The sequence below is a fragment of the Paenibacillus sp. RC67 genome, from assembly GCF_030020805.1.
GTDB lineage: Bacteria > Bacillota > Bacilli > Paenibacillales > NBRC-103111 > Paenibacillus_S.
The window spans coordinates 3248542-3274158 of record NZ_CP125098.1; the positions used below are offsets into that span (position 1 = coordinate 3248542).

Genomic DNA, 25617 nt, shown 5'->3' on the forward strand with positions numbered 1-25617 from the left:
TACAAGCAAAAGGAGAGGTCAATATGCAACGTAAAAAGCTTTCATTTACTGTTCTGGCTGCTATCGTAGGGCTGGGAACGCTATTGTCAGGATGTGGGGACCAAGAAGTAGTGAAGCCGACAGCTTCAAGCAGCCCTCAATCCGAGGCTAACAAGTTTGCGAACAAAATGAAAATTTCGATGTTTAACCAAGGTACTTTCAATGCTGCCGCTCCAATACCTCCGCGTGATGAAGATATTCAACGCCAAATGTTGGAAAAGGCGATGAATATCGACTTGGATATGATGATTCCTCAAGCTGGGCAAGCAACAACCAAACTGAATACGCTCATTGCAGGGGGGGATATTCCAGATTTGCTCTTCTTGAAGAGTAGGTCCGATCTCGCGCAATATTATGACCAAGGCGTTCTTGCGGATTTGACTCCGTACCTGGATCAATTTCCTGAATTGCAGAAGCGTTTCGGCAAAGACTCCTGGGAGGCGATGTCCTATCAAGGGAAAACCATTGGAGTTCCGGGTTATGATAATGTAAACGGTATCAGTCGAAGCTTCTTCATCCGCAACGATTGGCTGAAAAAGCTGAATATGAAAGTGCCGACAACCCCTGACGAGCTGTTCGAAGTGATGAAAGCCTTTACGGAGAAAGACCCAGACGGAAACGGCAAAAACGATACGTACGGATTTATAGGCGGTATGAATAAAGAAGGCAATTTGCAAACCTATGGCTTCGATAGCTTAATGTGGATGTTTGGCGTCAATCCTCCCTCAGCCATTGAAGTGAAAGACAATAAACCGGTGTTCCTGTTTATCGATCCCAAAATGAAGGAAGCGCTAGCTTACATCAATAAAATGATGGCAGCCAAAGTTGTAGACCCCGACTGGGTGACGATGAATACGCCCGATTTGTTGGACCAAAAGTTATTTAAAGGCAAAGTTGGCTTCATGATTAGAGATGCCCGCAGACTGGAACCGGATTATCAGCAGAAAATGAAAGAAATTGGCGGAGAAGTACCGGAATGGATCGTCATTCCTCCAATGAAAGGGCCTTACGGCGATCAAATCGTAGAGAGAAAATCGTTCCAAGGCAATTCATGGGCCATTTCTAAGAAAGCGGATAAGGACAAAATCATTCGGATCTTATCTTTGCTGGAATATCTCTTTACGGACAAGGAAGCCTATCCGTATTTCGCATACGGGATCAAAGGGATTCATTGGGATATCGTGGATGGCAAGGTCAAAAACAAAACCTCTGAGTTATCTAAGGAAATGAAAGAAAAGTATCTATGGGTTGATCATTATAGAATGCCGCGCCGTGGCGATGATGCCGAGTACTTCAGCTTCCAGAATCCGAAGACGGCAGAAGCTTTCACGAACAATCAGAAATATGTGGGGCTTACTTTGCCTGGAAATTTATTGACTGCAGACCCGAGCGATACCTTGGCAGCTGACCGCACACGTTTCATTAATGAAAGCTTAGTCAAATTTATGACGGGCAAAGACCCTCTTACCAACTGGGATAATTTCCTCAAAACCTTGGATACCAAGTTTGACATGCAGAAATATAAGGATACAACAATCAAGCAATTTAAAGAAGCAGGCCTAATCAAGTAAATAAGCAAAGAGAGAGGCGATAAATAGCCCCTCTCTTTGTTGTCCTATGCTATTCTTAGTTTAATACAGATTTAAAAGGAAGATGACCGATGCGAAGAAGAATCAGCTTGCCTTTAAAACTATTTTTTATCGTGTTTGCCTTTGTATTAAGCTGCATCATCTTGATAAGCCAACTGTCCTATCGCTATGTCCAAAAGGAAATAAGGACCAATGATACTTATTACACAAACCAAATATTGGACAAAATTGACCAGTATTTAACGGTTAATTTTTCCTCTTTTCAAACGATCTTGTTCTCGGTCGAAACATCGGTGAAAGCAAACATTAACAATACGGAAGTGATTAAAAAGCAATTAAGAGAGCTCTATGAGCTCAATAGTAATTACGTCAGTAACATTTACTTGATCAATAGCGATTTATCCATTCTAGGCGGAAGTACGCCGACGCGAATTTTCGATGAACCCTTATCTGACAGAAAACCGTTGTTTGATGCGGCCGACAAGAACAAACGGACTACCTTTGTCAGTGATCCTTATAAATCCAAGTATTCCGGCTGGACTGTTACGATGGTTCGATATCTGAATGGCTCTCCGTTTCCTATGGCCATTGCGATAGATTTGGATCTAAATGCCATTGAAGAAACCTTGTTCAAGATTAATAAAAAAGAACAAATGAATCTGGCCCTGATTACCACATCGGGCAAAATTATTGCCGGATTTTCAGAAAATAGAGGCCCCCTGAATATTCAAGATCATACGTTTTCAATCGGGGAAATGTCGGCGGAACAAATTCTTGATACTGCGGGAACAAGCCTTCAACTGCATACCAAGGATGGCATGCCGGTCTCCATTTTGAAGAAATCGACAGAGAAATTCAATTGGTCCATCATCTCGATCAACGATGAATCTCGCTTGGAAGCTGCGTTGTCCAGATTGGGAACCTATTATATTGGGCTTCTGGTTGCCGGTCTTCTATTAAGTCTGTTCATTTCCTTTTTTATTGCCAAATATATAAGGAATCCGCTCTACGCGCTCAAAACAAAAATGAAACGGGTGGAGCAAGGCGATCTGACAACGACAATGACGATGAACCGAAATGATGAATTTGGCGACCTTTCCCGAGCCTTCGACTGTATGCTGCAACAAATTGTGGAACTGATTCGGCGAGCAGAGCTTCATAATGAACTTGAGCGGAAGCTGGAGATCCAAGTTCTGCAATCGCAAATAAATCCTCATTTTTTGTATAACACGCTTGGATCTATTAGCAATGTTATACGCCTGGGACAAATAGAGAAAGTAGATGTGGTGATCGGGTCTCTCATTTCAATATTGGAATACGGGATAGCCGACGCTTCGGAGAAGGTTTCACTACGTCAGGAATTGCAAAATGTAGCGGACTATATCGCGATCCAGAACATCCGTTATAACAGGCACTTCCACTTGATTGAGAACATCGAAGATGGATTAATGGATTTCCCTGTATTTCGAATGCTGCTGCAGCCCATTGTGGAGAATAGTATCTTCCATGGCTATAACGGAGGGGGAATCGAAGGTTCGATTACTATTCATGCATACGAGCAGGGCGGCATCGTCATGATAGAAGTCGTTGATCAAGGCGAAGGAATTCCAACGGATCGAATAAAGCATATTCTAGATTCAGAACCGAGTGATCTAGAGCTAAAAAGGAAAAGAATTGGGTTAAACAATATTCATGGTCGAATAAGACTTCACTACGGAGAACAGTTCGGGCTGCAAGTCATTAGCATACCGAATGAAATAACCCGTGTCCGCGCAAAATTCCCAGCAGGTATGTTTAAAGGAGATGCATGATGGTGAGAGACTACACCTGCTTCATCGTTGATGATGAAGATCTAATCATCCAAAGATTGGAACTGTTTTTTAGCGAGCTCTCCCATAAGGAAGGGCGATTCCATTTGGTGGGCAAAGCGAATAATGGGCAGAAGGGGATCAAGGAGATCTTACGGCTTAAGCCGGATATCGTAATAACCGATATCGTTATGCCGCGAATGGATGGAATTTCCATGATTGAGCAATTAAAGCCGGAGATGCCCCATACCCAATACATTCTTTTGACTACCTATCCGTCTTTTGAGTATGCTCAGCGAGCTATTCATGCCAACGTATTGGAGTACATTGTTAAGGTTCCGTTGCGGGAAGCGGATTTGGATCGAGCTTTGGATAAGGCAGCCGGAATTTTGGATGAGGTTAAGAAAAAAGAAGAGGAATTTCAATCTTTAAACGTCTCCGTTCTTGAAAATAAATATAGAGTCCGTAAGCAATTTTTTAACGAGCTGATCAGAGGTGAAATCCCTTCTCATCGGGCATCCGATTTCGCCAATCGTATGCAGTTCCATTTCTTTCAAGCCAATTATTGCTGCTTTATTGTTGAAATGAATCTGTATGAAAGTTTTCGCCATGAATATTCAGCGGTTGACCAAAACATATTAAAATATGCGATTACGAATGTAATCGAAGAAACGGTGATGAATTGTGGCAGGGGTGTAGCTACGGATCTCTCCGATAATCGTTTTATTGGCTTTCTTTCCTGGGAAAATAATCGCAGTGAGATGGATACGGAATATGCTTGCCAGACATTGGGGAGTCAGATCGTCTCTCATTTGCATCAATATTTGAATCAAAGGGTATCCGTCGCTTTTGGCGGTCCGCACCGAGGCTGGGAATCCATCAAACAAGCTTACACGGAAGCTAATAATGTGAGTGAGGATTTCTATTATCATGCAGAGAAAGTAGTGAAAACACCCGCGCATCGGTTCCATTACCGTAATGACAGAAAGGTGGATTTTCAGCAGAAACTGGCTAATTTCCTTGCATGGGTGCAAAGAAAGGTTTCCAAGGAAGAGCTGGAGAAAGAATTTGCTGATTTAAACCAATTTGTTACGGATCATAAAATCCATAAGTCCATCATGGCACCTATGCTTCGAGACTTGTACAGAGACATTGCTGTGAAATTTAAATCGGGGAACACGTTGACCACAGATGTAGCTGAGTTTCCCCTAGAATTTATGGCATTTCGGGAGCAGCTAGCGTATATTGGCAACTTCACTTTCGAATATGTACACGCTGGCCAACTTTTACATCGTGCAGAAATCATGAGTGCCATGCGGTTTATAGAGAAAAACCTGAAACAGCGTTTAACGTTGGAGGCTATTGCTGAGGAAGTGAATTTAGCCCCATCGTATTTTAGCAGTCTATTCAAAAAAACAATGAACGAAGGCGTTATCAGCTACATCAACCGTAAAAAAATTCAATTGGCTCTCGAGCTGTTAAATGTTCAGGATTATTCTTTATTGGAATTGTGTGAGGAAGTCGGAATTGTGAATGAAGGGTATTTTTGTAAATTATTTAAAGAATATACAGGTGATACACCCAAACAATATCGGATAAAAATGACACGGTATGAATCCAAATAAGGTGCAAAAAAATGTATGAATTTTTCGCGAAATCATGTAAAAAAACGGGGTTCAAAAGGATTACCATGATAGATGTATCTAATCATGGAGGTTATCACAATGGAGCTTATTAAAGCGGATGTAACCGTCGTAGGCGGAGGTATTGCTGGGGTATGCGCCGCCATTGCTGCAGCACGTCAAGGGCTGCAAGTTTCACTTATTAATGATCGACCGGTTCTTGGGGGGAATGCCAGCAGCGAGGTCAGGGTTCATATCAACGGGTCGGCCTATCTTGGGAACAGTCCATCCTATTATGCGCGTGAAGGCGGGTTGGTGGAAGAACTCAAGCTGAAGATTTTCCACTATAATCCGTTATATAACAAGAAGCTTATGCTTTCGCTTTCGGATACGGTCCTGTTGGATATGGTCTATGATGAGCCTAACATTTCTCTATTTTTGAATACCTGCGTGCATGAAACGGGAATGGAGAACGGAAGAATTAAATGGGTGGAAGGACTTCAATTGGCTTCCGAAAGGAAATTCCGTTTTGAAAGCCGAACCTACATCGATTGCTCCGGAGACGGGGTTGTCGGATATCAGGCAGGTGCGCTCTTCCGATGGGGGAGAGAAGCGAGGCATGAATACAAGGAAGACTTGGCTCCCGAAGTGGCGGATCATTACACCATGGGAGACACGATCCTGTTTCAAGCCCGTGACGTCCAATATTCCGTTCCGTACAAACGGCCTGGCTTTGCGTATGATATTACGAAGTTGGACTTTTTCGATAGTATCAGAAAAGGCTTGAACCATCGGGCTTTCCCTAGAAAAATTAACGGGCTAGGCGGATTGTGGTGGCTGGAATACGGCGGACATATGGATGTTATCGCTAACAATGAAGACATCGCATTGGAGCTGCGGAAATTGGTTTACGGGATTTGGGATTATATCAAAAATAGCGGCGAATTTGATGATGTGGACAATCTCATCTTGGATTATGTCTGCCCGATTCCGGGAAAGCGGGAGTCGAGGCGGTTTATAGGGGATCACATGTTGTCTCAGAACGATCTTACAGCAAAGCCGCATTTCGAAGATGCTGTATCCGTTGGGGGATGGTATATGGATTTACATGCTGCCAAGGGCATCTACGATGAGGGGCCGGCTACAGCATGGAATTTCGTGCCAGGCTTGTATAATATTCCGTTCCGCAGTTTATTTTCCCGCAATATTCCCAATCTCATGTTCGCTGGTCGCAATATAAGTGCTACCCATGTTGCTTTCGGATCTACAAGAGTAATGGCAACCTGCGGTTGTATGGGGCAGGCGGTTGGAACGGCCGCTTCGTTATGCTTGAAATATGAAGTAGACCCCGCAGCCATAGTCGAGGCTCATATGGGGGAGCTGCAGGCGCTGCTGCTTCGAGACGGACAAACGATTGTAGGGCTTCAAGAGGAATTGGATCCTTACTTTGCTGATGGATTAAATATTCGTGCCTCGTCTCAGCGCAGCTATGCCAATCCTCATCCAACCGAAGCGATTCCTTTGGAGAAAGGGTTATGCTTGGTCTTGCCGATTCAGACATCCGTGGCGGAAAGCGTACAGATCAAAATTAAAAATATTTCCGAGCATTCGGAAACTCTGCATGTGAAGCTGTTTGGCGGGGAACGGAAGGAAAATTACATTCCAGACAGCGAGTTGAAAGACTACCGATTGGCTATTGCAGCCGGTCATGACGACTGGATTACGCTGGACTTGGGCTGCGAGAAGCCGGCGGACGACAAAATTTACATCGTACTGGAAGGTACAGCGAAGCTTGCCGTTTACGGCAATGTAGAGAAAATGACAGGAGCGGTCAGCTTCCATTATAGGCCGGAAGTGCCGTCCAGACTGAAGAAATTCAATAAAAGCATTTGCTTTAAGGACCTCCTGCCATCCCAGAATATGTATAATCCCGAGAATCTCGTCAACGGCTACTCCAGGCCCTATGGTCTGCCAAACGGCTGGATTTCCGAACGTACAGAAGGAAAGGAATGGTTGGAATTCTCATTTGCAAGCCCCAAAAATCTGGACGAAATCCATCTTGTTTTCAATTCGCAGTTGGATTTGGAGCATTTCGACGATCCGATCGAGTCCCTTATCCAAGATTATGATGTGATCTTGACCTTAGAAGACGGAACGGAGAGGGAAATCGTAATCCGTGGCAATTATCTCACGTTGAATAAACATAAGGTGGATGCGGAAGGTGTAACCCGAATTCGGATTAATTTCTGCGCAACTTACGGTTCGCCTTATCATGAAGTGTTTGCTGTAAAATTGTTTGCTCCTACAACGATAAGTGAGGTCAGGTGAAGTCGCGATGAAGGAATTATTCCCTCGAAGAGGGCTACCTAATGTAATTCAGAAGTTGGAAAATGGGGAAACCGTGACAATTGTCTATTTTGGCGGCAGTAATACGCGTTCTGAAGGATATAGAGTCATGACGGCGGATTGGCTTCGCGGGCAATATCCCAAGGCGGATATCCGCTGTGTGAATGCAGGCATTTCAGGGACAGGGTCGGATTTGGGCTGCGCCCGTTTGGAGAGGGATGTGCTGCGTCATCAGCCTGATCTAGTGTTTGTTGAATTTGTCGGTAACGATGGCGGAGTGCCCGAGTCCAAGGCGCGGATCGAAGGAATCGTCCGTCAAATACGCAAGCGGAGCCGGTTTACCGATATCCTGTTCGTTTATACGCTGAAGGAACGGGATGTGGCCTTATTTCAGTCCGGGGAATACCAAAAGGGGGCTCTTATGCAAGAGGAAGTGGCCGATTATTACGGTATTCCTTCGATTCATCTGGGCGTAGCGGTCAGTCATTTGGTGTCGGAGGGAAAGCTCATTTTTACCTCAGGGGCAGACAAGTCCATCCCCGGAGCCATTGTTTTTACGCATGATTCGATCCATCCGACAATTCCCGAAGGACACCAGATTTACACAGATACGATCACTCGGTCGTTTGAGAAAATGAGCGAACTTCAAGGTCACCTGGGAAGAATCGAACATAACTTGCCTCAGGCCCATTTGGTCCCGGCAAATCCTTGGGAGTACGCGACTATGCTGCCGCTGGAGGGTTATGCCCATTTATCGTCTGGGTGGTCCTACGTGACTCCCGAGGATTCAGCTTTGGCCCGCGAGTACGATTGGTTGTTCTCCGGCCTATGGCGAGCGGTCGATCCAGGGGAGGCTATCACGGTGCAGTTCGAAGGCACACATATCGGGGTGTTCGATATCGGGGGGCCGGATTCCGGCAGATTGAAGGTGACAGTGGACGGCGGGGATCCCTTCCTTGTGGACCGATTCACACCGCATAACGATCATAATCGGAATCAGTATGTATTCTTGCCGGAGCTCCCGAATGGGAAACATACGGTTCGCTTCGAAATCGATACCGAGAAGACAGATAAAGCGGCCGTGTTTGAGGCATGTAGCAATGAACGAAGTAGGGAGCATGTTCGGCAGCATCCGGATTGGTACGATCAAACAGTGATCCAGCTTGGCAAGTTGTTGTTAGTACAGCCGCCATTAGTGTAGTTTAAAGTCGTTTTGTTCCTAATGTAAAACTTGCAACGTATCTGACTGCTGTTGAGCAGAAGAATACGTTGCAGGTTTATTTTTTACTTAAAATCTTTTAATTATAAGAAATTAAAGAAATTAAACAAAATTCACGATTAAGCGGCATGCTATGATATCAAAGACAAAGGGGGGATTAACCAGTAGGATGCGGCTTCTTTGCGATCATATGAATAAAGGAATTGAAAATCTTTGAAAGAGTTACCATTTAAGGGAAGGAAGTGAGATGTACGATAAAAATGAAGCTGTTTTTCTAAATCGTTTTCATCATGACGATAATAGTTCCATTAAGCCTATTCGGAATAAGGACGGCTAGTGCGGAGACTGTACCGTTCAGACCATTATCATCGATGATGGGAGACTCACGATTGATGGGGTTGTGACCCCTGACGCGGATAATGCGGATAACGGATACTCGGCTCCGAATTGGACCACAAGTACAGGAGTGAAGGGGTATAATAATTCCAGTTCCAAATATACGAGCACAGCAGGCAGAGCCAGATCGTGGAATCCGCGCTTAGAAGCTGGAACGGCGAGAATATCGTTCTACAAGCTTGATTAGGCGGATAAAGCAGATAGTAATGTAAAGATTGAGATTGTTCACAACGGGATTACGGATGTCTTATTTATGGATCTCAGGCCCTCGTCGGGACCATCTGTTGGATGGGTTGATTTGGGGGCTTTGTCAGGCTGACTCGAATGCAACCTACGACGGGCACCATCATTACGCGGGCCGATGCGGTTAAGTTCGAAGGAAATATCCGGCAGCAAGCTCCACCGTTGCCTCCGCTGCGCAGCCGCACATTGGCGAATCTCAGTTATACGGAAAAAGGCAGCATCGAGAACGCAAACTATAAGGCGACTTTCTATGAAGCTGCTTGGGATGGAGGCAGATCCATCGTTCGTGATCTGTTCTACAAGGACACGGATACGTGGAACTGGGTGGCAATCAATAATGTGGCGGAAAGACTTTAAGAACAATGAGTCTTGTTTGATGGGAATGCGGGGAGTCGTACCAATTACTACGATACGATGAACAAACGTTGGATTACATTCGACGGGATTAATTTGCCTGATAGCCACACGGCGGTATTAACGGAATCGGACGGGAAACAGACCCGCAAGCGAACGCTATATCTGCCTGATCAGGTAACGGTGACGCCGGTCCAACCGGATTGGCAGGAGGGGGCATCCATCATTGTGGATAATACTGCTTTTACCGTTTATTACAGCGGTGGTTCACAGACGGTTACCGTTGATAAGACAACGGATAATGGGGCGTGGGTGTTCCTGGGTACTTACCCTTTTGCAGCAGGCGATAGTGGATATGTCGAATTAACCAACAAGGCCAATAAGTCACGGGTAGTTGGCGATGCGATGATGTGGGTGGACCCTAATAGGATCCAGTAATTGAGGGCTGTGGCTATCCTGTCGAATCAGGATGAACTGCAGATGACTCGAGCTGCTCGACTGAGCGTAATCGGCTATTTGGATAACGGTCTGATCGGTGACCTGACACATGCCAATGTGCAGTATTTTGTTGATAGAACCGATCTGGCTGTAGTGGACAGCAGCGGTTTGTTGACCATTCAAAGCCTTGATGGAGCCACAGACCATATCACAGTGTGGGCCACTGTAACGATGGACGGAGTGAACTTAACAACACCGCCTTTGGCAATAACGATCAAGGACTTGACGTTTATTGTCGACAGCACGAATACGACCGGGTTATACACTACGGAAGGGTCTTGGAGCTAAAGCAATTTAGCTGGATACAATATTGGTGTTAAGTCCCGTTACTTTACAGTTCAAGAATCATCGGCGACGTGGAAGGCCTAGTTTCCAGAGGGGAGATATACCGTCTCCATCTACAAGCTCGTCCATACGACAGCAAACGATAATCATGTCAAAGTGGAAGTGAAGCATCAGTCGGTTACCGAGATCACGTATATCGATGCGACACTCGACTCGTCGGGTTGGGTTAATCTTGGAACGTTCGACTTTAAAGGAGACGGCAGCGAGTATGTTCGTTTAACCAGGGAGACTCCGACAACAGTAGATCCGCCAACCCTTCCTGCCGATATGATCTATACGAGGGCTGATGCAGTCAAGTTCGAACGGCATTCCGTCAGTCCGGCATTGCTTGGGAACGGGTTGCCAGGTAAACCGACACTTTCGAATAATAGTGGTGTTGCGACAGGCTTACATGAAAGCAAGTGGAATAACGGTAAGTGATGTTAAGTATTTTACCTGGTTTTAGGTCAACAATGAGATACAAGCAAATTTTTAAAAACACGGGGATATACGTATTTTGGGTTATGATGGGAATAAACTTGGACTCACTTTTTGTATGAAATACATCATTCAAAAAGTGAGTTTTTTTTGCTGTTAGAAGACATATATAAAGAATTTTATTTGTTTTTTTTTCCTGAATAAAATGAGTTTAATCTTACAGAATGGAGAAAGGATCCACTAATCATATTAAAGGGATTAGCCACCAATGAAGGTAGTATTTTATTATGTAATTAAATCAACTTAAAATATATATTGTTCTTAATAAAGAACAATGATATTCTTATTAAATGCTTGGATTGGTAACGGACTTGAACGAAACTACTCAGGAGGGATAAAAGGCTTGAATCAGAATAGTCGTTATGAAGAACTAGATTCAATCAGAGGGATTGCCGCTTTATTAGTAATGTTCTCACATATGTATGAAATACTACCGGGAAGTAGGCTATCAAAATTATTATTTGAATATGGTCCATTACGCTTATTAATATCAGGTGGGGAATCAGTGATATTATTTTTTGTATTAAGTGGATTTGTATTGTCATTACCATTTTACAAAAATAAGCAATCTAATTACATATCTTTTGCAGTAAAACGTATTTGTAGAATTTACATCCCATACATTGTCGCAATTATTGTAGCTTTCGGGTGCAAAGAAATGTTTTATACAGGTAGAATTGTTGGGTTAACTTCGTGGTTTAATATTTTTTGGACGAACCCTATAAATTCAAAAGTGGTAACTGATCATATGCTTTTAGTAGATAGCTTTCTGAGTAATTTGAATCCAGTTGTATGGTCACTCGTTCACGAGATGAGAATATCTTTAGTTTTTCCTATTCTAATGCTTCTATTGGTAAGAATTGATTGGAAAAAGGGAGTAGGTTTAAGTATTCTACTAAGTATAATTAGTGTTGTAACATTTTTTGCTTTCAATCCTGCAGATGTAACAGGCACTGAATTTTTTGCGACGATTAATTACACAGCAATGTTTGTAATAGGGGCTTTGATTGCTAAATACAGATTGGAGATCCAGAAAAGGTTCATTACACTTAGTAAAAAGTTTAAGGTTTTATTACTTCTAACCGGACTTTTAATGTACTTATATTTCCATCCATCTTTTGCTATTAAAATGTTAATCTTTAATAACATATCTCCATTTTATAGAACAGTTATTGATTCTTGGGCAGTTACTTTTGGAGCAGTAATTATAATTGTTTTTGCGATGTATTCGGCTACATTTACAAGAATCTTAAAGAATAAAGGAATAAATTTCTTGGGTAAAATATCTTACAGCTTGTATTTGGTTCATTTAATAGTGTTATTTACATGTATACATCTATTACATAGCACATTACCAATTTGGATTATTTATATAATATGTGTGATAGTAACTTTAGTTATTTCGAGTTTAATGTATTTTACGATTGAGAAGCCATCCATGAATTTAGGAAGATTCTTAACAAGGTCAGCTTCGAAAGTAGAAAAAGGTACAATTACTAAACATGCTACTGGGTTATAAAAAAGTTTCTAAAGTCATTAATTGGTTACCGAGGAAGATGACAAAAGAAAATTGGACAATGAAAGCACGAATTTATATTAATAAAAAGGCGTGAAAAGATGGCAATTCCAAATTATCAAAGCTTCTTGGTTCCTTTTTTAAGACTATTAATTGATGAAAAAGTGCATAGGCTAGAAGAAATTATTGAAAAGTTAGCTATGGATTTTATGTTTACTGATGAAGATAAAACGGAGTTAGTGGAAGACAGTACAAATATAAAAATCGAATAGGTTGGGCTAAAACTTATTTGGTTAAGGGTGAACTAATAAAAGAAGTTGCCAAGAGAGAATATACGTTATTACTATTAAAGGTCTTGAAACTCTAAACACTCAAGTAAGTTTGCAATATATCCAGAGTGTCGATAAACGAATTAACAACAGAGGTATTTGTTCAACTGAACTGATATAAAGAATGCTAAAAAAATAGCAATCGAAAAGAAAATATAGGTTGCTTTAAAGGATATAATTAGGACGCATGGTAGAGCGACCTCCTGATGGGCTTTTTGAGGCAATGACCTCGAGCGTAACCCCATCGTACTGAGATGCATTCGTTCTATAGGAATTCTAAAGGGAGTTTAAACAACATTATTTCTGACCCGGCCGCATTGTAGGTCGGGTTTACTGCATTTTTTGCGACCATTTTAAATTACTTTATACTATTTAAGAAAGGATTTAAATACAACAAATATCAGAATTATGATACCTACTCCTACAGACAATAATCCTTGCTTATCCTTTTTTGCAAAGTATGAAGTACCACCGTTGAATATCAAAGAACCACACATGCTAACCATCAACCATGATAATTTGGTTTGGTTCAGAGGGTCTTTAAATAAAAAAAACGAAACAGCGATAGCAACGGTAACAATGCTAAAAATGACCCCTAGTATTTTAATTATTTTATTCAAAAAATCCACCATCCTTATTGCTCTATTAATATTTTCAAGGTAATATTCTTCTGAAATCGTATTTATCATTTGGCACATTGAGGGTGTGTCCATTGATTATTACAGTATTATTGTCACTCCAAACTATGGTTGCTTTATTCTCCCGATAATTCCAGTAAATATTTTTCGGTTTCATATTTCGCTCATTAAAGATCAATTCACCGCGAATAGCAAAAGATGTGGTTGCTCCACCATTTGCAAGATAAGCTTTAACGGTATAAGTTCCATCAGGGGAGATTACTTCGGTAAGAAATTCACCTTTTAGGAGTCGTTCCTTATCAAAGAAAACCCAGTATATCCCATAAGAAACAAGGCCAATAAATATCAAAGCAATAATACCTACAAACCTAATAACATTTCTTTTAGTTTTCTTAATTTCCTGCTTACTTCTATTTTCTTCATCCACGCTCTTGTTAAATTCAAGTCATAAAAACCGCTGAGAAATATCCCATATTATAACATATATAACTGTTAGTTTCCTGTAGGCGTCTAGGATTGGGGTTAGGAATAGCGTAATACCCGCTTCAATAGATGCAGTACGGGGTAATGCTTCAATAGAAAAGGAAGGAGCCGCTTCAGGGATTCAAAATACGCCTGTTGGTTTGGGAGACCCGATATAAATAAAATAAGAGACAAGGGGTGAGCAGCATGTATCTGCTTGGAATGGCACTGCTGGACAGCTTGAACCCTGCGGCTATCTCCATCTTGATCTTCATCCTTCCAATGGTCAAAAAAACATGGCACGCGCTTTTCTTTATTGGCGGAGCCTTCATGACTTATCTTATAACGGGACTTATTTTCTATTATGGCATTGATCGTTTTCTAAAGCAGTGGTTGCTTTCCTTACTCCATATTTATCCTAGAGCCAGTTCTATAACCGGTATGGTATCCGGGATCATTCTTATTGGTGTGGGAGTCGTATTAACCATTCGAGTCGTCCGCTCCTTTCGGAATAAGGAGAAGGAGGGACAGCACTCTGGTATCTCCGATATCAAAGATGTGCATCCAATGATGCTATTAGGACTATCGATTACCTCGACATTAGGCGATGCACCGACTTCGATCCCCTATATCGTGTTCATCAGCCATTTAACTGAACAGCATGTACCATTTCCGGTCATGATGATGTATCTGATAGTGTATTGTTTCATATTTGTTCTTCCTATGCTTATCCTGTATTTCGCTTACGGTTTCTTACAAGGGAAGTTCAAATCTATTGAAGCTGTGACGCGCAAAATAATGAACAATCTTAGTAAATACGCTTTTCCAGCAATGGCTTATGCCGCAGGGATTTGGCTTTTCTATATTTCTAAATAATCGTTCTTTAAGGGCTGCCGTCAGGTAGTCCTTCATTTATATAAGGAAGGATAAGGAATTACATATTTTTCCTAAAACTATAGAAACAATTGCTCATCTACGACGTCAATATATGATGTAACGGCCAGTGGCAATTACACTGAAAGGAGTGGTCCTAATGAAAAAAATTTCTTTTATTGCCGGACTGTGTGCCGGTATTGGATTGTCGCTATGTACTGCAGCTTTCGCGTCTGATAGTATTCAAGCAAGGCTATTTCCAAGTAAAGTCCATTTTCTTGTGAATGGTGCCGTTAAGGAAATCGACGGAGCAGACGATAATGCGGTTCTCAACTACAATAACAAAGCCTATATTCCGTTGCGTACCTTTGCAGAAGCTATAGGAGCAACAGTGAACTATCGGCAATCCAATGAAGGTAAGGACAATATTATTGATATTTATGCAGGAAAGTCAGCGGAAGATTTCAACACCCAGGACAAGAATGGGTATATCAGTTTAGCGAATGTCATTACCGAGCCTTCTGAGAACCAGACACCCGGATATACAGATTTAACAGTGAAGTGTTTGTTGAGGGTAGACAAAGATTTATCCGGCAAAAAGATACAACTGGATATCCTGGATCAAGCAGGAACTGTTATTGGATCGACTGACGCCGATTTTTGGAATAAACTGCAATTGGGTGATATCATTCCTCTGAATCTAACAATTCATGCGCAAGGGGACATGCATTCGTATCAAGTTCGTGTAAGGGATTCTTGGTCGATGACGACGACAACAGGATATTATGACGGGATGCTGCTTTTAAATCAAGGGCTTGTCTTTGGAATGGGGCAATTGGATAAGGAAAAGAAAGGACTTGTTCAACTCCTCCAGTTTAAAAATCAGGGCAAGCAGCCCATCCGCATCGAGCCGCTTAACATCGAATATCAAATCGTCAAGGTAGAAGCAGGAGGAGAACAACTCATGTTCAGCCAGAAGCTGGCTCCATTAGTAGGAACGATTCCTGTCTATGCGTGGTACGAAGCGAAGCTTCCTGTATGGAATCTTACCGATCCGTCTGGGAATCCCGTAACTCCAGGTAAATATGCTGCACAAATTATCATTCCCGACTCCCTCCAATACTGGACGGAAGGAAGCAGCGAGCCTCAAGTTCTCACAAGCACAAGACTTTCCCGAGTGACGAGATGGGAATATGATATTCATCAATCCGATATAGACACTATGCATTAAGACGAAGGAGATCAACCCTATGAACCCGTATCGAATCGTTCTTTTTGACTTGGACGGCACCAGAAGTGCCAAGACCGATATTATTCGGTACATACTGGATCAATATCCCCATTTTGAAAAATCCGATTTTATTATGATAGGCGACAGAAAGCACGATATTATTGGGGCTATCAATACAGGGATTCATTCAATTGGAGTTACATATGGATACGGATCTTTAGAGGAAATCGCTGCGGCCAAACCAACCTATAGGGTTCGTAGCGTTGAGGAGTTGACCGATAAATGGATGAGTCCAGTAAGCTAAAGAGGGCAGTACAACGGTTAAGTGGTCATGTGCTGGAAAACATTACGCTGCTGAAGATGCTTGAAGCCTACGGCGATCAAATGGATTGCAAGCTTGTGGAGCAAGGTCGTGAGTGGGCTGTATTATTGTGCTTGCCTGCTTCATGCTCTTCCTATGATCGGGCGGTATATCCTGAGGCGAAATCCATAGTTTTTGTCGGAGGAACGGACACAACTGCTATTCTTGAGCTGCTTAACAGATTAACTATTCAGAAACCAGTAATTTTTAAAACTCAAAAGGAAGAATATAGACAAGTGATCGAGTCAAAATATCAAGTGGAGAAAATACGATCATTTTATACTTATTCGTGCCTTGAGCGTATTCCTGAACCTGAAATCTCTGAAATTGTTGAAGAGGATGTAGTCAACGAGAACTTGATTCCGCTTTGGTCGAACAACGGGTATGATTCCCAAGAATTGCGTAAAATGTTCGAACAGGGAGCCAGATCCTATACGCTATATGAGGCTGGTGAACCAGTGAGTACCTGCTTAACCTTTCATAACTACGGTCCAGTATGGGAAATCGGGGCTGTGAATACCCGTGATGATCATCGAGGGAAGGGTTATGCAAAGAAAATAGTGACCGCGGCAGTGAACTATCTGTTAGTAAGGAAGTTCTTGCCAAGATATCAAGTGCTCGAGAGTAATTGGCCATCGATCAAAGTAGCGGAATCTCTTGGTTTAACACGTGTTGTTACATTAGAACACCTATATTTTGGAGTCTAAAGCTTGTAGTGGAACAGTAAGAGGAGAGGTGAATGACGTGAAAACGAAAAAGCCTTTATGGGTAGGACTTTTAGCCTTTTGTTTAAGCACAGGGTTAGCTCCATGGCAAAGCTTTGCGGCAGAATCTAGTGTTCGGGTTACTTTACCCGAGTTCGGAGTCAAGCTAAATGGCAATCAAGTCGATAATCAATACCGTCAATACCCACTGCTGGTGTATAAGGATATAACCTATTTTCCAATGACCTGGTACGATTCCAGACTTCTAGGTTTGCAGACAGACTGGTCATTACAGGATGGACTTACTATCGCCAAAGACAAAGTGGCTTCATCTTATGTACCTTATACAACGGGTAATAAAAATGGGACCAACATGAAGGCAACGATTCCTGCAATTGATATTACGATTAATAATAAAAAGGTGAATAATGCGACTGAATCCTATCCATTATTAAGCTATAACGATATCATTTATTTCCCACTTACCTGGAGATTCGCTCATGATGAGTTTGGATGGCAGTATAATTGGAACAATTCGACCGGACTCTCGATCCAATCCGACAATACACAATTGAAAACCGTCCAATTACCGGACTATGCTGGTGACAATGATGTCGCTATATACAAGGGTTATTATTACTATGTAGAAACTGCAGGATTGACGAATGAAGTGTACAGAGCCCCTGTGGAGGATACAACACATAAGGAATTGGTCTATACGTATGAGCTGGATACATCAAAAGGCATTAATAAAAATTTGAAATTCCAGATAAAAGACAATGAGTTGTGGTTCTCCTATCATAATGGGGGAGCTATCATGGGTTCAGATGTGTATTGCAAGGTTAACGAAGATGGGAAGGCAATGCAGGTTCATCGAGGGTATTTTGATGTTAAAAGTACTGCAGAAGGAAACCTTATAATCAACCTATCTGTTCCACCTAACGGTAACAACCTTATATGGGTGCCTAATGGGGAAGAAGTGGCAAATGGCAAGAGCCTAGGAAACCCTAATCTCATTTACGGATGGCATATTTCCAATGGTTCTGCTTATAGTGGTGACCACTCTACAACCATCATTGGCGATGATATATTCGTATTGGCATCGTCATATGCAATAAATATGGAGAACCTCAAGGATAACCTAAATCAAATTTATCGTATTAATATGAAGACTAATGAAACGAAGAAGATCGTTAACGCGGAAGTGAGCCATTTTAAAATCATCCATAATAAGCTGTTTTATGTGAAAGATGAGGATCAATTCTTATACTCATCAAATTTGGATGGGACTGGTGAGCAAAAGCTCTCACATAATCAAGTTGGCAATTGGTACGAGGAAATAGATGGTAATGTGTACTACACTAACCATGATGCTAACGGTCAAATCCATCTGTATAAAGTAGAAAAAACGCAAATAGATACACTGTTATTAGAGGATGCATTAGAAAGCGTCCAAAGCATGAATGATCAAATCATCTGCAAGATAGCGGCTGGAGGCGACTACAGTCTTAAAATATTGGATAAATCAGGTAAATTGCAATTATCGGTTACTGATCAGGTGTCGCGCATGTTTGCCTATGACAATCATATCGTATTTGTATCTGCTACGGATCAATCTATTAAGCAGGTGGAATAGGAGACAATAAGAAGCTGCACATCATGAGAAGGCTGCCTACTAGCAAAGTATGGTAGCCTTTTGTACTTTTAAGGTAAAATGTGACTGCAGGAAGGGATGGTCTTATTGAACATGGATGAAAAGCTTTTTTCATTATTATCTTGCACTTAAAAATCCGGATGCAGGAGAATGGAACGGGTCTCCAGCCTGTATCTATACGGAATTAGTGACAAGAGACTACATTAGAAAATCTTTTGCCATAACAGACGGGCTGCAATTATGTAATGTGGGTATCGGGACAGGAGATTGGGATGATTATTTAGGCTATTGGCTAAATGGAAAAGGAAGTGTAACGAGTATCGATATTGACAGCGAAATATGCGAACTATTTGCTTATAGACAACAGAGGGAAGGACATCCGAATCCTTCGAAGGTTGTGTGCGAAAGTATTCTCGAATCCTGTTTGCCGAAGGAACAATTTGATATTGTTACATTAAGCGGCTCTACGGTCAGAGAAACTGGTGATTTTTGTAGTTGTCTGGATGCCTGCATAGGTTTGTTAAAGCAAGGGGGATCGATGATGTTCATGGCTGGTTTGAAATATACCCCGATACAGATGTTAGAACCCTACATAGCAAATACGGCGTATCGCCTTGAAGGGACGCAGATCCACGAAGCCTATCCCGAGTATCCGTTCTACATTTGTACAATAAGAAAATGACTTTTCAGCATGAGACGATTACCGTTTCATCAAGTATTATCTCGATCAAAAGCTTTTCTTGCTTGCAGGACGGAATCATAATAGGAATCGGTCCATTGGTGCAGGATTCGCATCGGTTCCATTAATGTCTCACCAAGTGGTGTCAATGAATACTCAACCGTCGGAGGAACCGTTGGATAAACATGTCGGTTGACCAATCCGTCCCGTTCAAGCTGACGTAAGGTTTGGGTCAGCATTTTTTGGGTAACGCCTTCAACCTGCCTTTTCAAGTCGCTGTAACGTTTCTTCCCGCTCTCCAATTCATAGAACACAAGCACAGTCCACTTGCTGGAAACGACCTCCAATGCACGCCGATAATGGCACGGCGATTCCTTGTCTTCGGAGAGAAAGCCACTATTCATCTCAAACACTCCTTAAGATTTCACAGAAAAAGAACTCTGTTTCTTCAGTATTACGTTATTGATGCGTAAAGAAACTGGTGACGAAGGCTTTTTATATTTGTATAATAATGGAAAAAATAAAGTTTTCCATGAGAGGAGACGGCTAATGAAGGTGCGCAGCAGTGTGAAAGGTATTGTCATTAAAGACCAACAGCTACTCACTATAAAAAAATACGATGATAGTTTTGGTGCGGACTATAGTTTGCCGGGCGGCGGCCAAGAACATGGCGAAACTTTGCATGATGCGTTGAAAAGAGAGTTTCTGGAGGAAATCGGCTGTCGAATTGAAATCAAACAGTTCGCCTTTTTACGAGAGTATATTGGTAGAAACCATCACGGCAGCAGTCAAGTGGATACAAATACACATGTAGTGGACCATTTATTCGTATGTGAGCTTCTAGATGAGCATTGGATTGGAAAGGGTACCGCTCCTGATGAAGATGAGGTGGGCATTGAGTGGATACCGATTTCTCAATTAAGCCAATTCAGATTCTTTCCTGCAGGTTTGATTCCATACTTTAAAGATATAGCCTCAGGCTCGATTCCGCAAGGAGTTTATGTTGGTGATGTTAATTGAAAGGGAAGCATTTGAAAGTCGCGGAAGGGGCTTTTATAATGGATAAAAGGCTAGTATTAATTACCAGGGAGGTAGCATAATGTCTGAATGTAAATTATCTGTCGATTATGATCAATACGAGAATGGAGTCAAAATCGTAGATTTAATTGAAGAGCTTGCTGGCAAGGAAGAAAGCTTGCAATTGGAAAGTCTCATCATAGGGGACTGGGGTGGTGCGTACGAGAATGATTCCAGTGAGATCGTAGAAGCCCTTGTTCGTTTGAAAGAGCGTTTTCCGCAGTTGAGGAAGCTATTTATCGGAGATATGACCTATGAGGAATGTGAGGTTTCCTGGATTAATCAGACGAACCTGTCGCCGCTATTATCCGCTTATCCAGAGCTGACTTCGTTCACAATTAAAGGAAGCACAGGTCTTAGTCTTGATACTGCAAAGCACGAGAAGCTGGAGGAGCTTACCATTATTTGCGGTGGTCTAGGTAAAGATGTTATTGCAAGCATCAGCGAAGGAAGCTTTAAGCGTTTGAAAAAGCTTGAGCTTTACCTTGGTGTGGAGGATTATGGATTCGATGGAAACCTTGAAGATGTGCTTCCATTGATCGAGCCGGGGAAATTCCCTGAACTTAGCTATCTAGGGCTTAAAGACAGCGAAATCCAAGATGAAATCGCTATTGCTGTAGCAAATGCGTCCATTCTCGATCAATTACATACACTGGATCTTTCGATGGGGACCTTGACGGATAAGGGAGCCGAAGCTCTAATCAACAGTGATAAAATCAAGAGGCTGGAGCTGCTAGATTTAAGCTATCATTATATGTCCGATGAAATGATGAATCGTTGGAAGCATACTGGGCTCAACGTAGATATAAGTGATCAGCAGGATAATGATGATGAGGAGGATTATCGCTATCCTTCTTTGACGGAATAACTAGATGGGATTAATGATTCTGATAGGCAACCCCGGCAATAGGAGGACAACCGGGCTTCAAGCAGCGAGGGCTAAGCTGGGGTTGCCACCAGCTGTACTTTTGACTTATATAGACCTGTTACAGGGCAAAGCATCTTTGAGTTCGGTGGTTCAATCATCTGGGCTTTCTACAAATGAACCGCCTCTGCTACGGCTAGATGCACCAGGAGAACAATTCGAAGTTGAAAGCGAGCTTATCGCGCTAGGTGCTCCCGATGCAACAAGTAGCGATATAGATGATCGTTGGCTGCGATATGACAACAGTGTGTTTCAGCCTATGTCTGCAAGGATGGCTCGTGGTCTGACAGAAATCAACGGTAAGCTATATCATCCATCGCAATGGTTTCGCGGCTACTCTCGGCTGCTGTCGCAACTAGAGAGGGAAGCAAAGCAGCTGTGGAATGAACCCCGATGGATGAATGCACCGGAGGACATAGCTGCCATGTTCGATAAACGCTATACGCATCAGGTATTGTCAGCTGCCGGCTTGCCGATCCCAAGAAGATTAGCGCCTCCGCAAGCGGTCCCGGATTATGATACGCTGCGATATATTATGATGACAGAGCGAATGCACCGCATATTCATAAAGCTTGCCGCAGGTTCAGGAGCGTGCGGAGTCATTGCGTACCAAGTGAATCCGATTACGGGAGCGGAGTCCGCAGTGACTACGATTGGCGTGGAAAACTATATGTCTAGGCCTCCGTTATTCTATAATGTGAAAAAGCTGGTGAACTACAAAGATCACCATGTCATCCGCCAAATGATCAATTGGCTATTAGGTCATGGCGCCCATATAGAACAATGGGTTCCCAAAGCGGCTCACGGGGATCGCACATTCGATATCCGTCAGCTAGTGGTAGCTGGTGGGGCATGTCACAGCATTGCCAGAGTCAGCAGAACACCTATTACGAATCTGCATCTGGATAGCGATCGCATGAGCTTGGATGATGTAGGTCTGCCTATTGATATTCAAGCTTCAGTGCGACATTGTGCCGAACAAGCGTTAGCGGCATTTGCCAATTCTACCGTAGCGGGTATCGATGTGTTGTTGAGCAGCGGATCATTGCGGCCATATGTACTGGATGTCAATCCGTTTGGAGATTTATTGTATCATAGTCATTATGAAGGACATGACCCGTATGAATGGGAAATGAAAAGGACAGCGTCACTCCCTTCAACTCACTTACTGGAAGGGGATCACCGAGATGTTTAACATGAATGAGATTGTCGGAAGCCATGATATCCTGATGATTACGCTTGACACACTCCGCTACGATGCAGCTGTGTTAGAGGAAGCGAACTGTCCGAATCTATGCGGTGATGGGCATTGGGAACTTCGCCATACGCCTGGCAGCTTCACTTATGCGGCGCATCACGCTTTTTTTGGCGGGTTTCTGCCTACACCGGCTACGACGAATAAAGCGGAGCATGTTCGTTTGTTTCACTCGAAGAATACAGGATTAAAGACGCATCCGCATACTTGGCAATTTGATTCGACGGATATTGTATCTGGACTGCAGGCAGAGGGCTATCGCACCCTATGCATTGGAGGAGTTATCTTTTTCACCAAGAAGGTTCCACTTGCCAAAGTGCTGCCAGGTTATTTCCAGGAAAGCTACTGGAGAATGACTTTCGGCGTTACGAATCCGCGTTCCACGGAGCATCAAGTGAATCATGCTATGAAACTGCTGCAAAAATCGGAAACAACCGAGCGTCTGTTTTTGTTTATGAATATTTCGGCGATTCATGGGCCGAATCATTATTTTGTTCCAGGGGCGAAGAAGGACTCTATAGAGACACAGCGAGCTGCGCTCCGATATGTCGACGGAGAGCTTGGCCGGTTGTTCCAAGCTTTCAGAGAAAGAGAACGCCCTGTCTTTTGCATGGCCTTCTCAGATCATGGCACGGCTTACGGTGAAGATGGGTACGTCGGTCACCGTCTTGCACATGAGGTCGTTTGGAACGTGCCTTATCGCGAGTTTATTTTGTAACGGGAAAGGAGCAGATCAGATTGAGCCATACGGTTTACCCTAATTACTCTAACATAATCACGAATCCCGAGGCTCTCCGCAGCTGGAAGGACAGCTTAACTTCAGAGCCTTACCGGTCTTATCTATACTCTTATCCTCACAAAACGTCCTATCGAGAACTGGAGACGAAGTTGCCGTTATCCGAGCTTTGGAGCAAGGAATCGGCAGACACTTTCTTTTTATATATGCATATCCCGTTTTGCGGGGCTCGCTGCGGTTTTTGCAATTTATTCACACTACCAGACAAGAGAGCCAATGTGCACGTAGAATATGTAGATGCTTTGGAGAGGCAGGCCGTTCAATGGGCTCCGTTTATCCGAAATAAACCTGTCGCAAGATTTGCTATCGGCGGCGGTACTCCTACTTTACTGGAGCCATTCCAGTTGGATAGGTTGTTTCGCATTGCAGAAGAAGTAGTTGGCGTGGACTTTTCAAGAACTTCGATCTCTGTGGAAACATCCCCTGAAACTGTGACGTCAGAACGGTTGGACATCTTAAAGCACCGACAGGTGGACCGTATCAGTATGGGGATTCAAAGCTTTATTGAGGCGGAGGCGGAAGCGATCTATCGTCCTCAAAAACCACAGGAGGTGGAGAGAGCCTTAGAGCAGCTGAAGCTTTATCCATTTCCGATACTCAATTTGGATCTTATCTATGGTCTCCCAGGTCAAACGGAAGCTTCATGGTTATATTCGCTGGATCGGGCGCTGTCCTATGAACCTGAAGAAATTTTTATTTATCCATTGTACACTCGTGAGCACACGATAGTGAAGCCAGAGCAAATTAGGCAGAGCGGAGAAGACCAGCGCCTTCTTTTATATACTGCGGCGCGAGAGCGATTGCTTGAACAAGGGTATACTCAGTATTCCATGCGAAGATTCGCCAAGAAGGATGCGGGCTCGGGTAAAGTATTGCTCCCCTACGGCTGTCAGGAGGAAGGCATGGTTGGACTCGGCTGCGGCGCACGATCATATACGAGTTCTGTCCATTATTCATCGCGGTACAGCGTTGGCCGTTCAGCTACGGCAAGCATTATTGCTGATTATGTGGCTGCTGAGAAGTACACGACGGCAGATTACGGAATTGTGTTAAGCGAAGACGATCAGAAGCGCCGGTTTATACTCAAAGCTATGCTGCATACGGAGGGGCTTCCCCTTAGCAGCTATATGGATCGGTTTGGAACTATGACTTTTGACGATTATCCGGAATTGAATTTGTTGATCCATACAGGGCTTGCAAATGTAGAGCTTGATCTTTTGCGGCTGACGAATGAAGGGCTTATGTATTCCGATGCAATCGGAGATTGGTTCATCTCTTCAAACATTCGGGCTCGTATGGAAAGCTGTGAGCTCTCATGAGAGCGACTATTTATTTTCGAGGAAGCCTAACTTCGTGTAATTACGATTGTCCATATTGTCCTTTTAGCAAGAATATAGATAGTACGGAGACTTTAGCCAAAGACCGGCAACAGGTGAAAGCATTTGTCGATTGGGTCAGGGCTCAAGAAGAAAGTGGACATCGGTTCTCCGTGTTTTTCAACCCTTATGGGGAAGGGCTTACTCATCGTTGGTACACTGAGGCTTTGATAGAACTATCACATATGAAGCATGTGAATAAAGCGGCGATTCAGACCAACTTATCCGCCAAGCTGGATTGGGCGGACGAATTGAATCCAGCAACAGCAGCCTTCTGGGTGACATACCATCCTGGGCAGACAGAAGAAGGCAGATTTCTGAAACAGTGTGAGAAACTCTACTTCCGGAAAATACCGTTCAGTGTAGGTTCCGTCGGTGTTAAGAGCGCGTTCGAATCCATATCCTCATTGAGGAATGCATTGCCAGACGATGTGTATATGTGGGTTAATGCATTCAAAGATAAGCCGGATTATTATTCTGCGGAGAACATTGACTTTTTGACTCGAATAGACCCGCACTTCACTCTGAATGCAGTGGATTACGATAGCTTGGGAAAGCAGTGCAAAGCAGGGCAAAATGTATTTTACGTCCAAGGGGACGGACGGGTCAAGCGATGCTACAAAGACCGACAAGTGCTCGGTAATTTGTATAGGGATGGAATCGAAGGGCTTACCCAAATACGATCATGTCGAATGAAACAATGTGATTGCTATATTGGCTATATTCATATGCCGGAGCTGCAGCTCGAACCTATTTATGGGGAGCGATTGCTAGAGCGGATTGCTATTTTATAATAATAAAGGAG

25 protein-coding genes and 1 pseudogene are annotated in these 25617 nt (G+C 43.0%); 23 read left to right on the plus strand and 3 right to left on the minus strand.

The annotated features are described in order from the left end of the window. Positions 1 to 23 precede the first annotated feature (23 nt). The 11 genes and pseudogenes from QMA13_RS14900 to QMA13_RS14950 all read left to right on the plus strand — a co-directional run bounded on the left by QMA13_RS14900 (position 24) and on the right by QMA13_RS14950 (position 12724). Positions 24 to 1610, plus strand: a complete 1587-nt coding sequence (locus QMA13_RS14900) for an extracellular solute-binding protein (protein WP_282942320.1) — start codon at positions 24 to 26, stop codon at positions 1608 to 1610. An 89-nt stretch (positions 1611 to 1699) separates the two neighbouring features. Next, positions 1700 to 3439, plus strand: a complete 1740-nt coding sequence (locus tag QMA13_RS14905; protein WP_282942322.1) for a sensor histidine kinase — start codon at positions 1700 to 1702, stop codon at positions 3437 to 3439. Beyond that, entirely contained in the window at positions 3436 to 5061 is a 1626-nt protein-coding gene (locus QMA13_RS14910; protein ID WP_282942324.1) for a response regulator transcription factor, read from the plus strand. The genes QMA13_RS14905 and QMA13_RS14910 overlap by 4 nt, the downstream gene beginning before the upstream one ends. A gap of 99 nt (positions 5062 to 5160) precedes the next feature. Further along, positions 5161 to 7386, plus strand: a complete 2226-nt coding sequence (locus QMA13_RS14915) for an FAD-dependent oxidoreductase (protein WP_282942326.1) — start codon at positions 5161 to 5163, stop codon at positions 7384 to 7386. Positions 7387 to 7393: 7 nt separating this feature from the next. After that, positions 7394 to 8605 (plus strand): SGNH/GDSL hydrolase family protein, encoded by a 1212-nt coding sequence (locus QMA13_RS14920; protein WP_282942328.1) that lies wholly within the window; start codon positions 7394 to 7396, stop codon positions 8603 to 8605. Positions 8606 to 9343: 738 nt separating this feature from the next. Next, positions 9344 to 9619, plus strand: a complete 276-nt coding sequence (locus QMA13_RS14925; RefSeq protein WP_282942330.1) for a hypothetical protein — start codon at positions 9344 to 9346, stop codon at positions 9617 to 9619. A gap of 57 nt (positions 9620 to 9676) precedes the next feature. Further along, a complete protein-coding gene (locus QMA13_RS14930; protein ID WP_282942331.1) occupies positions 9677 to 10054 on the plus strand; it encodes a golvesin C-terminal-like domain-containing protein in 378 nt (125 codons plus the stop codon). 42 nt (positions 10055 to 10096) lie between these two features. Then, positions 10097 to 10402 (plus strand): hypothetical protein, encoded by a 306-nt coding sequence (locus QMA13_RS14935; protein ID WP_282942332.1) that lies wholly within the window; start codon positions 10097 to 10099, stop codon positions 10400 to 10402. Between the two features lie 99 nt (positions 10403 to 10501). Continuing rightward, a pseudogene (locus QMA13_RS14940) lies at positions 10502 to 10879 on the plus strand (carbohydrate-binding protein); the annotation flags it as partial. Positions 10880 to 11279: 400 nt separating this feature from the next. Then, the gene (locus QMA13_RS14945) at positions 11280 to 12455 is read left to right on the plus strand and encodes an acyltransferase family protein (protein WP_282942335.1); all 1176 of its coding nucleotides are present in this window, start codon (positions 11280 to 11282) and stop codon (positions 12453 to 12455) included. A 98-nt stretch (positions 12456 to 12553) separates the two neighbouring features. Then, positions 12554 to 12724 carry a winged helix-turn-helix domain-containing protein gene (locus tag QMA13_RS14950; protein ID WP_282942336.1) on the plus strand — a complete coding sequence of 57 codons (171 nt, stop codon included), beginning with the start codon at positions 12554 to 12556 and terminating at the stop codon, positions 12722 to 12724. 425 nt (positions 12725 to 13149) lie between these two features. On the opposite strand, the gene QMA13_RS14955 is transcribed toward QMA13_RS14950, so the two are convergent. Both QMA13_RS14955 and QMA13_RS14960 read right to left on the minus strand, forming a co-directional pair. Continuing rightward, positions 13150 to 13401 carry a hypothetical protein gene (locus QMA13_RS14955; RefSeq protein WP_282942337.1) on the minus strand — a complete coding sequence of 84 codons (252 nt, stop codon included), beginning with the start codon at positions 13399 to 13401 and terminating at the stop codon, positions 13150 to 13152. Positions 13402 to 13435: 34 nt separating this feature from the next. After that, positions 13436 to 13816, minus strand: coding sequence for a DUF5412 domain-containing protein (locus tag QMA13_RS14960; RefSeq protein ID WP_282943405.1), 381 nt, complete (start codon positions 13814 to 13816; stop codon positions 13436 to 13438). 272 nt (positions 13817 to 14088) lie between these two features. On the opposite strand from QMA13_RS14960, the gene QMA13_RS14965 reads away from it, so the two are divergent. From QMA13_RS14965 to QMA13_RS14990, 6 genes are all read left to right on the plus strand, one after another. Continuing rightward, positions 14089 to 14757 (plus strand): GAP family protein, encoded by a 669-nt coding sequence (locus QMA13_RS14965; protein ID WP_282942339.1) that lies wholly within the window; start codon positions 14089 to 14091, stop codon positions 14755 to 14757. A 157-nt stretch (positions 14758 to 14914) separates the two neighbouring features. Then, complete coding sequence (locus QMA13_RS14970) at positions 14915 to 15985, plus strand: stalk domain-containing protein (RefSeq protein WP_282942341.1); 1071 nt, start codon at positions 14915 to 14917, stop codon at positions 15983 to 15985. A gap of 19 nt (positions 15986 to 16004) precedes the next feature. Beyond that, positions 16005 to 16289 carry an HAD hydrolase-like protein gene (locus QMA13_RS14975; RefSeq protein ID WP_349254211.1) on the plus strand — a complete coding sequence of 95 codons (285 nt, stop codon included), beginning with the start codon at positions 16005 to 16007 and terminating at the stop codon, positions 16287 to 16289. After that, a complete protein-coding gene (locus QMA13_RS14980) occupies positions 16268 to 17053 on the plus strand; it encodes a GNAT family N-acetyltransferase (RefSeq protein ID WP_282942342.1) in 786 nt (261 codons plus the stop codon). The genes QMA13_RS14975 and QMA13_RS14980 overlap by 22 nt, the downstream gene beginning before the upstream one ends. A 37-nt stretch (positions 17054 to 17090) precedes the next feature. Next, complete coding sequence (locus tag QMA13_RS14985; RefSeq protein WP_282942344.1) at positions 17091 to 18686, plus strand: DUF5050 domain-containing protein; 1596 nt, start codon at positions 17091 to 17093, stop codon at positions 18684 to 18686. A 115-nt stretch (positions 18687 to 18801) separates the two neighbouring features. Further along, positions 18802 to 19386 (plus strand): class I SAM-dependent methyltransferase, encoded by a 585-nt coding sequence (locus tag QMA13_RS14990; protein ID WP_282942346.1) that lies wholly within the window; start codon positions 18802 to 18804, stop codon positions 19384 to 19386. A gap of 29 nt (positions 19387 to 19415) precedes the next feature. On the opposite strand, the gene QMA13_RS14995 is transcribed toward QMA13_RS14990, so the two are convergent. After that, the gene (locus QMA13_RS14995) at positions 19416 to 19787 is read right to left on the minus strand and encodes a winged helix-turn-helix transcriptional regulator (protein WP_282942348.1); all 372 of its coding nucleotides are present in this window, start codon (positions 19785 to 19787) and stop codon (positions 19416 to 19418) included. A gap of 61 nt (positions 19788 to 19848) precedes the next feature. Between QMA13_RS14995 and QMA13_RS15000 the strand changes: the two genes are divergently transcribed. The 6 genes from QMA13_RS15000 (at position 19849) to QMA13_RS15025 (ending at position 25606) form a co-directional block, all read left to right on the plus strand. Then, entirely contained in the window at positions 19849 to 20403 is a 555-nt protein-coding gene (locus tag QMA13_RS15000; RefSeq protein ID WP_282942350.1) for an NUDIX domain-containing protein, read from the plus strand. Between the two features lie 79 nt (positions 20404 to 20482). Then, a complete protein-coding gene (locus tag QMA13_RS15005; RefSeq protein ID WP_282942352.1) occupies positions 20483 to 21328 on the plus strand; it encodes an STM4015 family protein in 846 nt (281 codons plus the stop codon). 4 nt (positions 21329 to 21332) lie between these two features. After that, positions 21333 to 22580 carry an STM4014 family protein gene (locus QMA13_RS15010; protein WP_282942354.1) on the plus strand — a complete coding sequence of 416 codons (1248 nt, stop codon included), beginning with the start codon at positions 21333 to 21335 and terminating at the stop codon, positions 22578 to 22580. Further along, positions 22573 to 23358 (plus strand): STM4013/SEN3800 family hydrolase, encoded by a 786-nt coding sequence (locus QMA13_RS15015; protein ID WP_282942356.1) that lies wholly within the window; start codon positions 22573 to 22575, stop codon positions 23356 to 23358. The genes QMA13_RS15010 and QMA13_RS15015 overlap by 8 nt, the downstream gene beginning before the upstream one ends. A gap of 20 nt (positions 23359 to 23378) precedes the next feature. Continuing rightward, the gene (locus QMA13_RS15020) at positions 23379 to 24755 is read left to right on the plus strand and encodes an STM4012 family radical SAM protein (protein ID WP_282942357.1); all 1377 of its coding nucleotides are present in this window, start codon (positions 23379 to 23381) and stop codon (positions 24753 to 24755) included. Next, entirely contained in the window at positions 24752 to 25606 is an 855-nt protein-coding gene (locus tag QMA13_RS15025) for an STM4011 family radical SAM protein (RefSeq protein WP_282942358.1), read from the plus strand. The genes QMA13_RS15020 and QMA13_RS15025 overlap by 4 nt, the downstream gene beginning before the upstream one ends. Positions 25607 to 25617: the final 11 nt, after the last annotated feature.

Bases quoted from the DNA above. Each gene is read 5' to 3' on its own strand.
- QMA13_RS14995 (WP_282942348.1), bottom strand. From the start codon at position 19,787: ATGAATAGTGGCTTTCTCTCCGAAGACAAGGAATCGCCGTGCCATTAT.
- QMA13_RS14930 (WP_282942331.1), top strand. From the start codon at position 9,677: ATGAACAAACGTTGGATTACATTCGACGGGATTAATTTGCCTGATAGC.
- QMA13_RS14970 (WP_282942341.1), top strand. From the start codon at position 14,915: ATGAAAAAAATTTCTTTTATTGCCGGACTGTGTGCCGGTATTGGATTG.
- QMA13_RS15015 (WP_282942356.1), top strand. From the start codon at position 22,573: ATGTTTAACATGAATGAGATTGTCGGAAGCCATGATATCCTGATGATT.
- QMA13_RS14990 (WP_282942346.1), top strand. From the start codon at position 18,802: ATGAAAAGCTTTTTTCATTATTATCTTGCACTTAAAAATCCGGATGCA.
- QMA13_RS15000 (WP_282942350.1), top strand. From the start codon at position 19,849: ATGCGTAAAGAAACTGGTGACGAAGGCTTTTTATATTTGTATAATAAT.
- QMA13_RS14965 (WP_282942339.1), top strand. From the start codon at position 14,089: ATGTATCTGCTTGGAATGGCACTGCTGGACAGCTTGAACCCTGCGGCT.
- QMA13_RS15010 (WP_282942354.1), top strand. From the start codon at position 21,333: ATGGGATTAATGATTCTGATAGGCAACCCCGGCAATAGGAGGACAACC.
- QMA13_RS15005 (WP_282942352.1), top strand. From the start codon at position 20,483: ATGTCTGAATGTAAATTATCTGTCGATTATGATCAATACGAGAATGGA.
- QMA13_RS14935 (WP_282942332.1), top strand. From the start codon at position 10,097: ATGACTCGAGCTGCTCGACTGAGCGTAATCGGCTATTTGGATAACGGT.
- QMA13_RS14900 (WP_282942320.1), top strand. From the start codon at position 24: ATGCAACGTAAAAAGCTTTCATTTACTGTTCTGGCTGCTATCGTAGGG.
- QMA13_RS14915 (WP_282942326.1), top strand. From the start codon at position 5,161: ATGGAGCTTATTAAAGCGGATGTAACCGTCGTAGGCGGAGGTATTGCT.
- QMA13_RS14920 (WP_282942328.1), top strand. From the start codon at position 7,394: ATGAAGGAATTATTCCCTCGAAGAGGGCTACCTAATGTAATTCAGAAG.
- QMA13_RS14975 (WP_349254211.1), top strand. From the start codon at position 16,005: ATGAACCCGTATCGAATCGTTCTTTTTGACTTGGACGGCACCAGAAGT.
- QMA13_RS14905 (WP_282942322.1), top strand. From the start codon at position 1,700: ATGCGAAGAAGAATCAGCTTGCCTTTAAAACTATTTTTTATCGTGTTT.
- QMA13_RS15025 (WP_282942358.1), top strand. From the start codon at position 24,752: ATGAGAGCGACTATTTATTTTCGAGGAAGCCTAACTTCGTGTAATTAC.
- QMA13_RS14950 (WP_282942336.1), top strand. From the start codon at position 12,554: ATGGCAATTCCAAATTATCAAAGCTTCTTGGTTCCTTTTTTAAGACTA.
- QMA13_RS14980 (WP_282942342.1), top strand. From the start codon at position 16,268: ATGGATGAGTCCAGTAAGCTAAAGAGGGCAGTACAACGGTTAAGTGGT.
- QMA13_RS14925 (WP_282942330.1), top strand. From the start codon at position 9,344: ATGCAACCTACGACGGGCACCATCATTACGCGGGCCGATGCGGTTAAG.
- QMA13_RS14910 (WP_282942324.1), top strand. From the start codon at position 3,436: ATGATGGTGAGAGACTACACCTGCTTCATCGTTGATGATGAAGATCTA.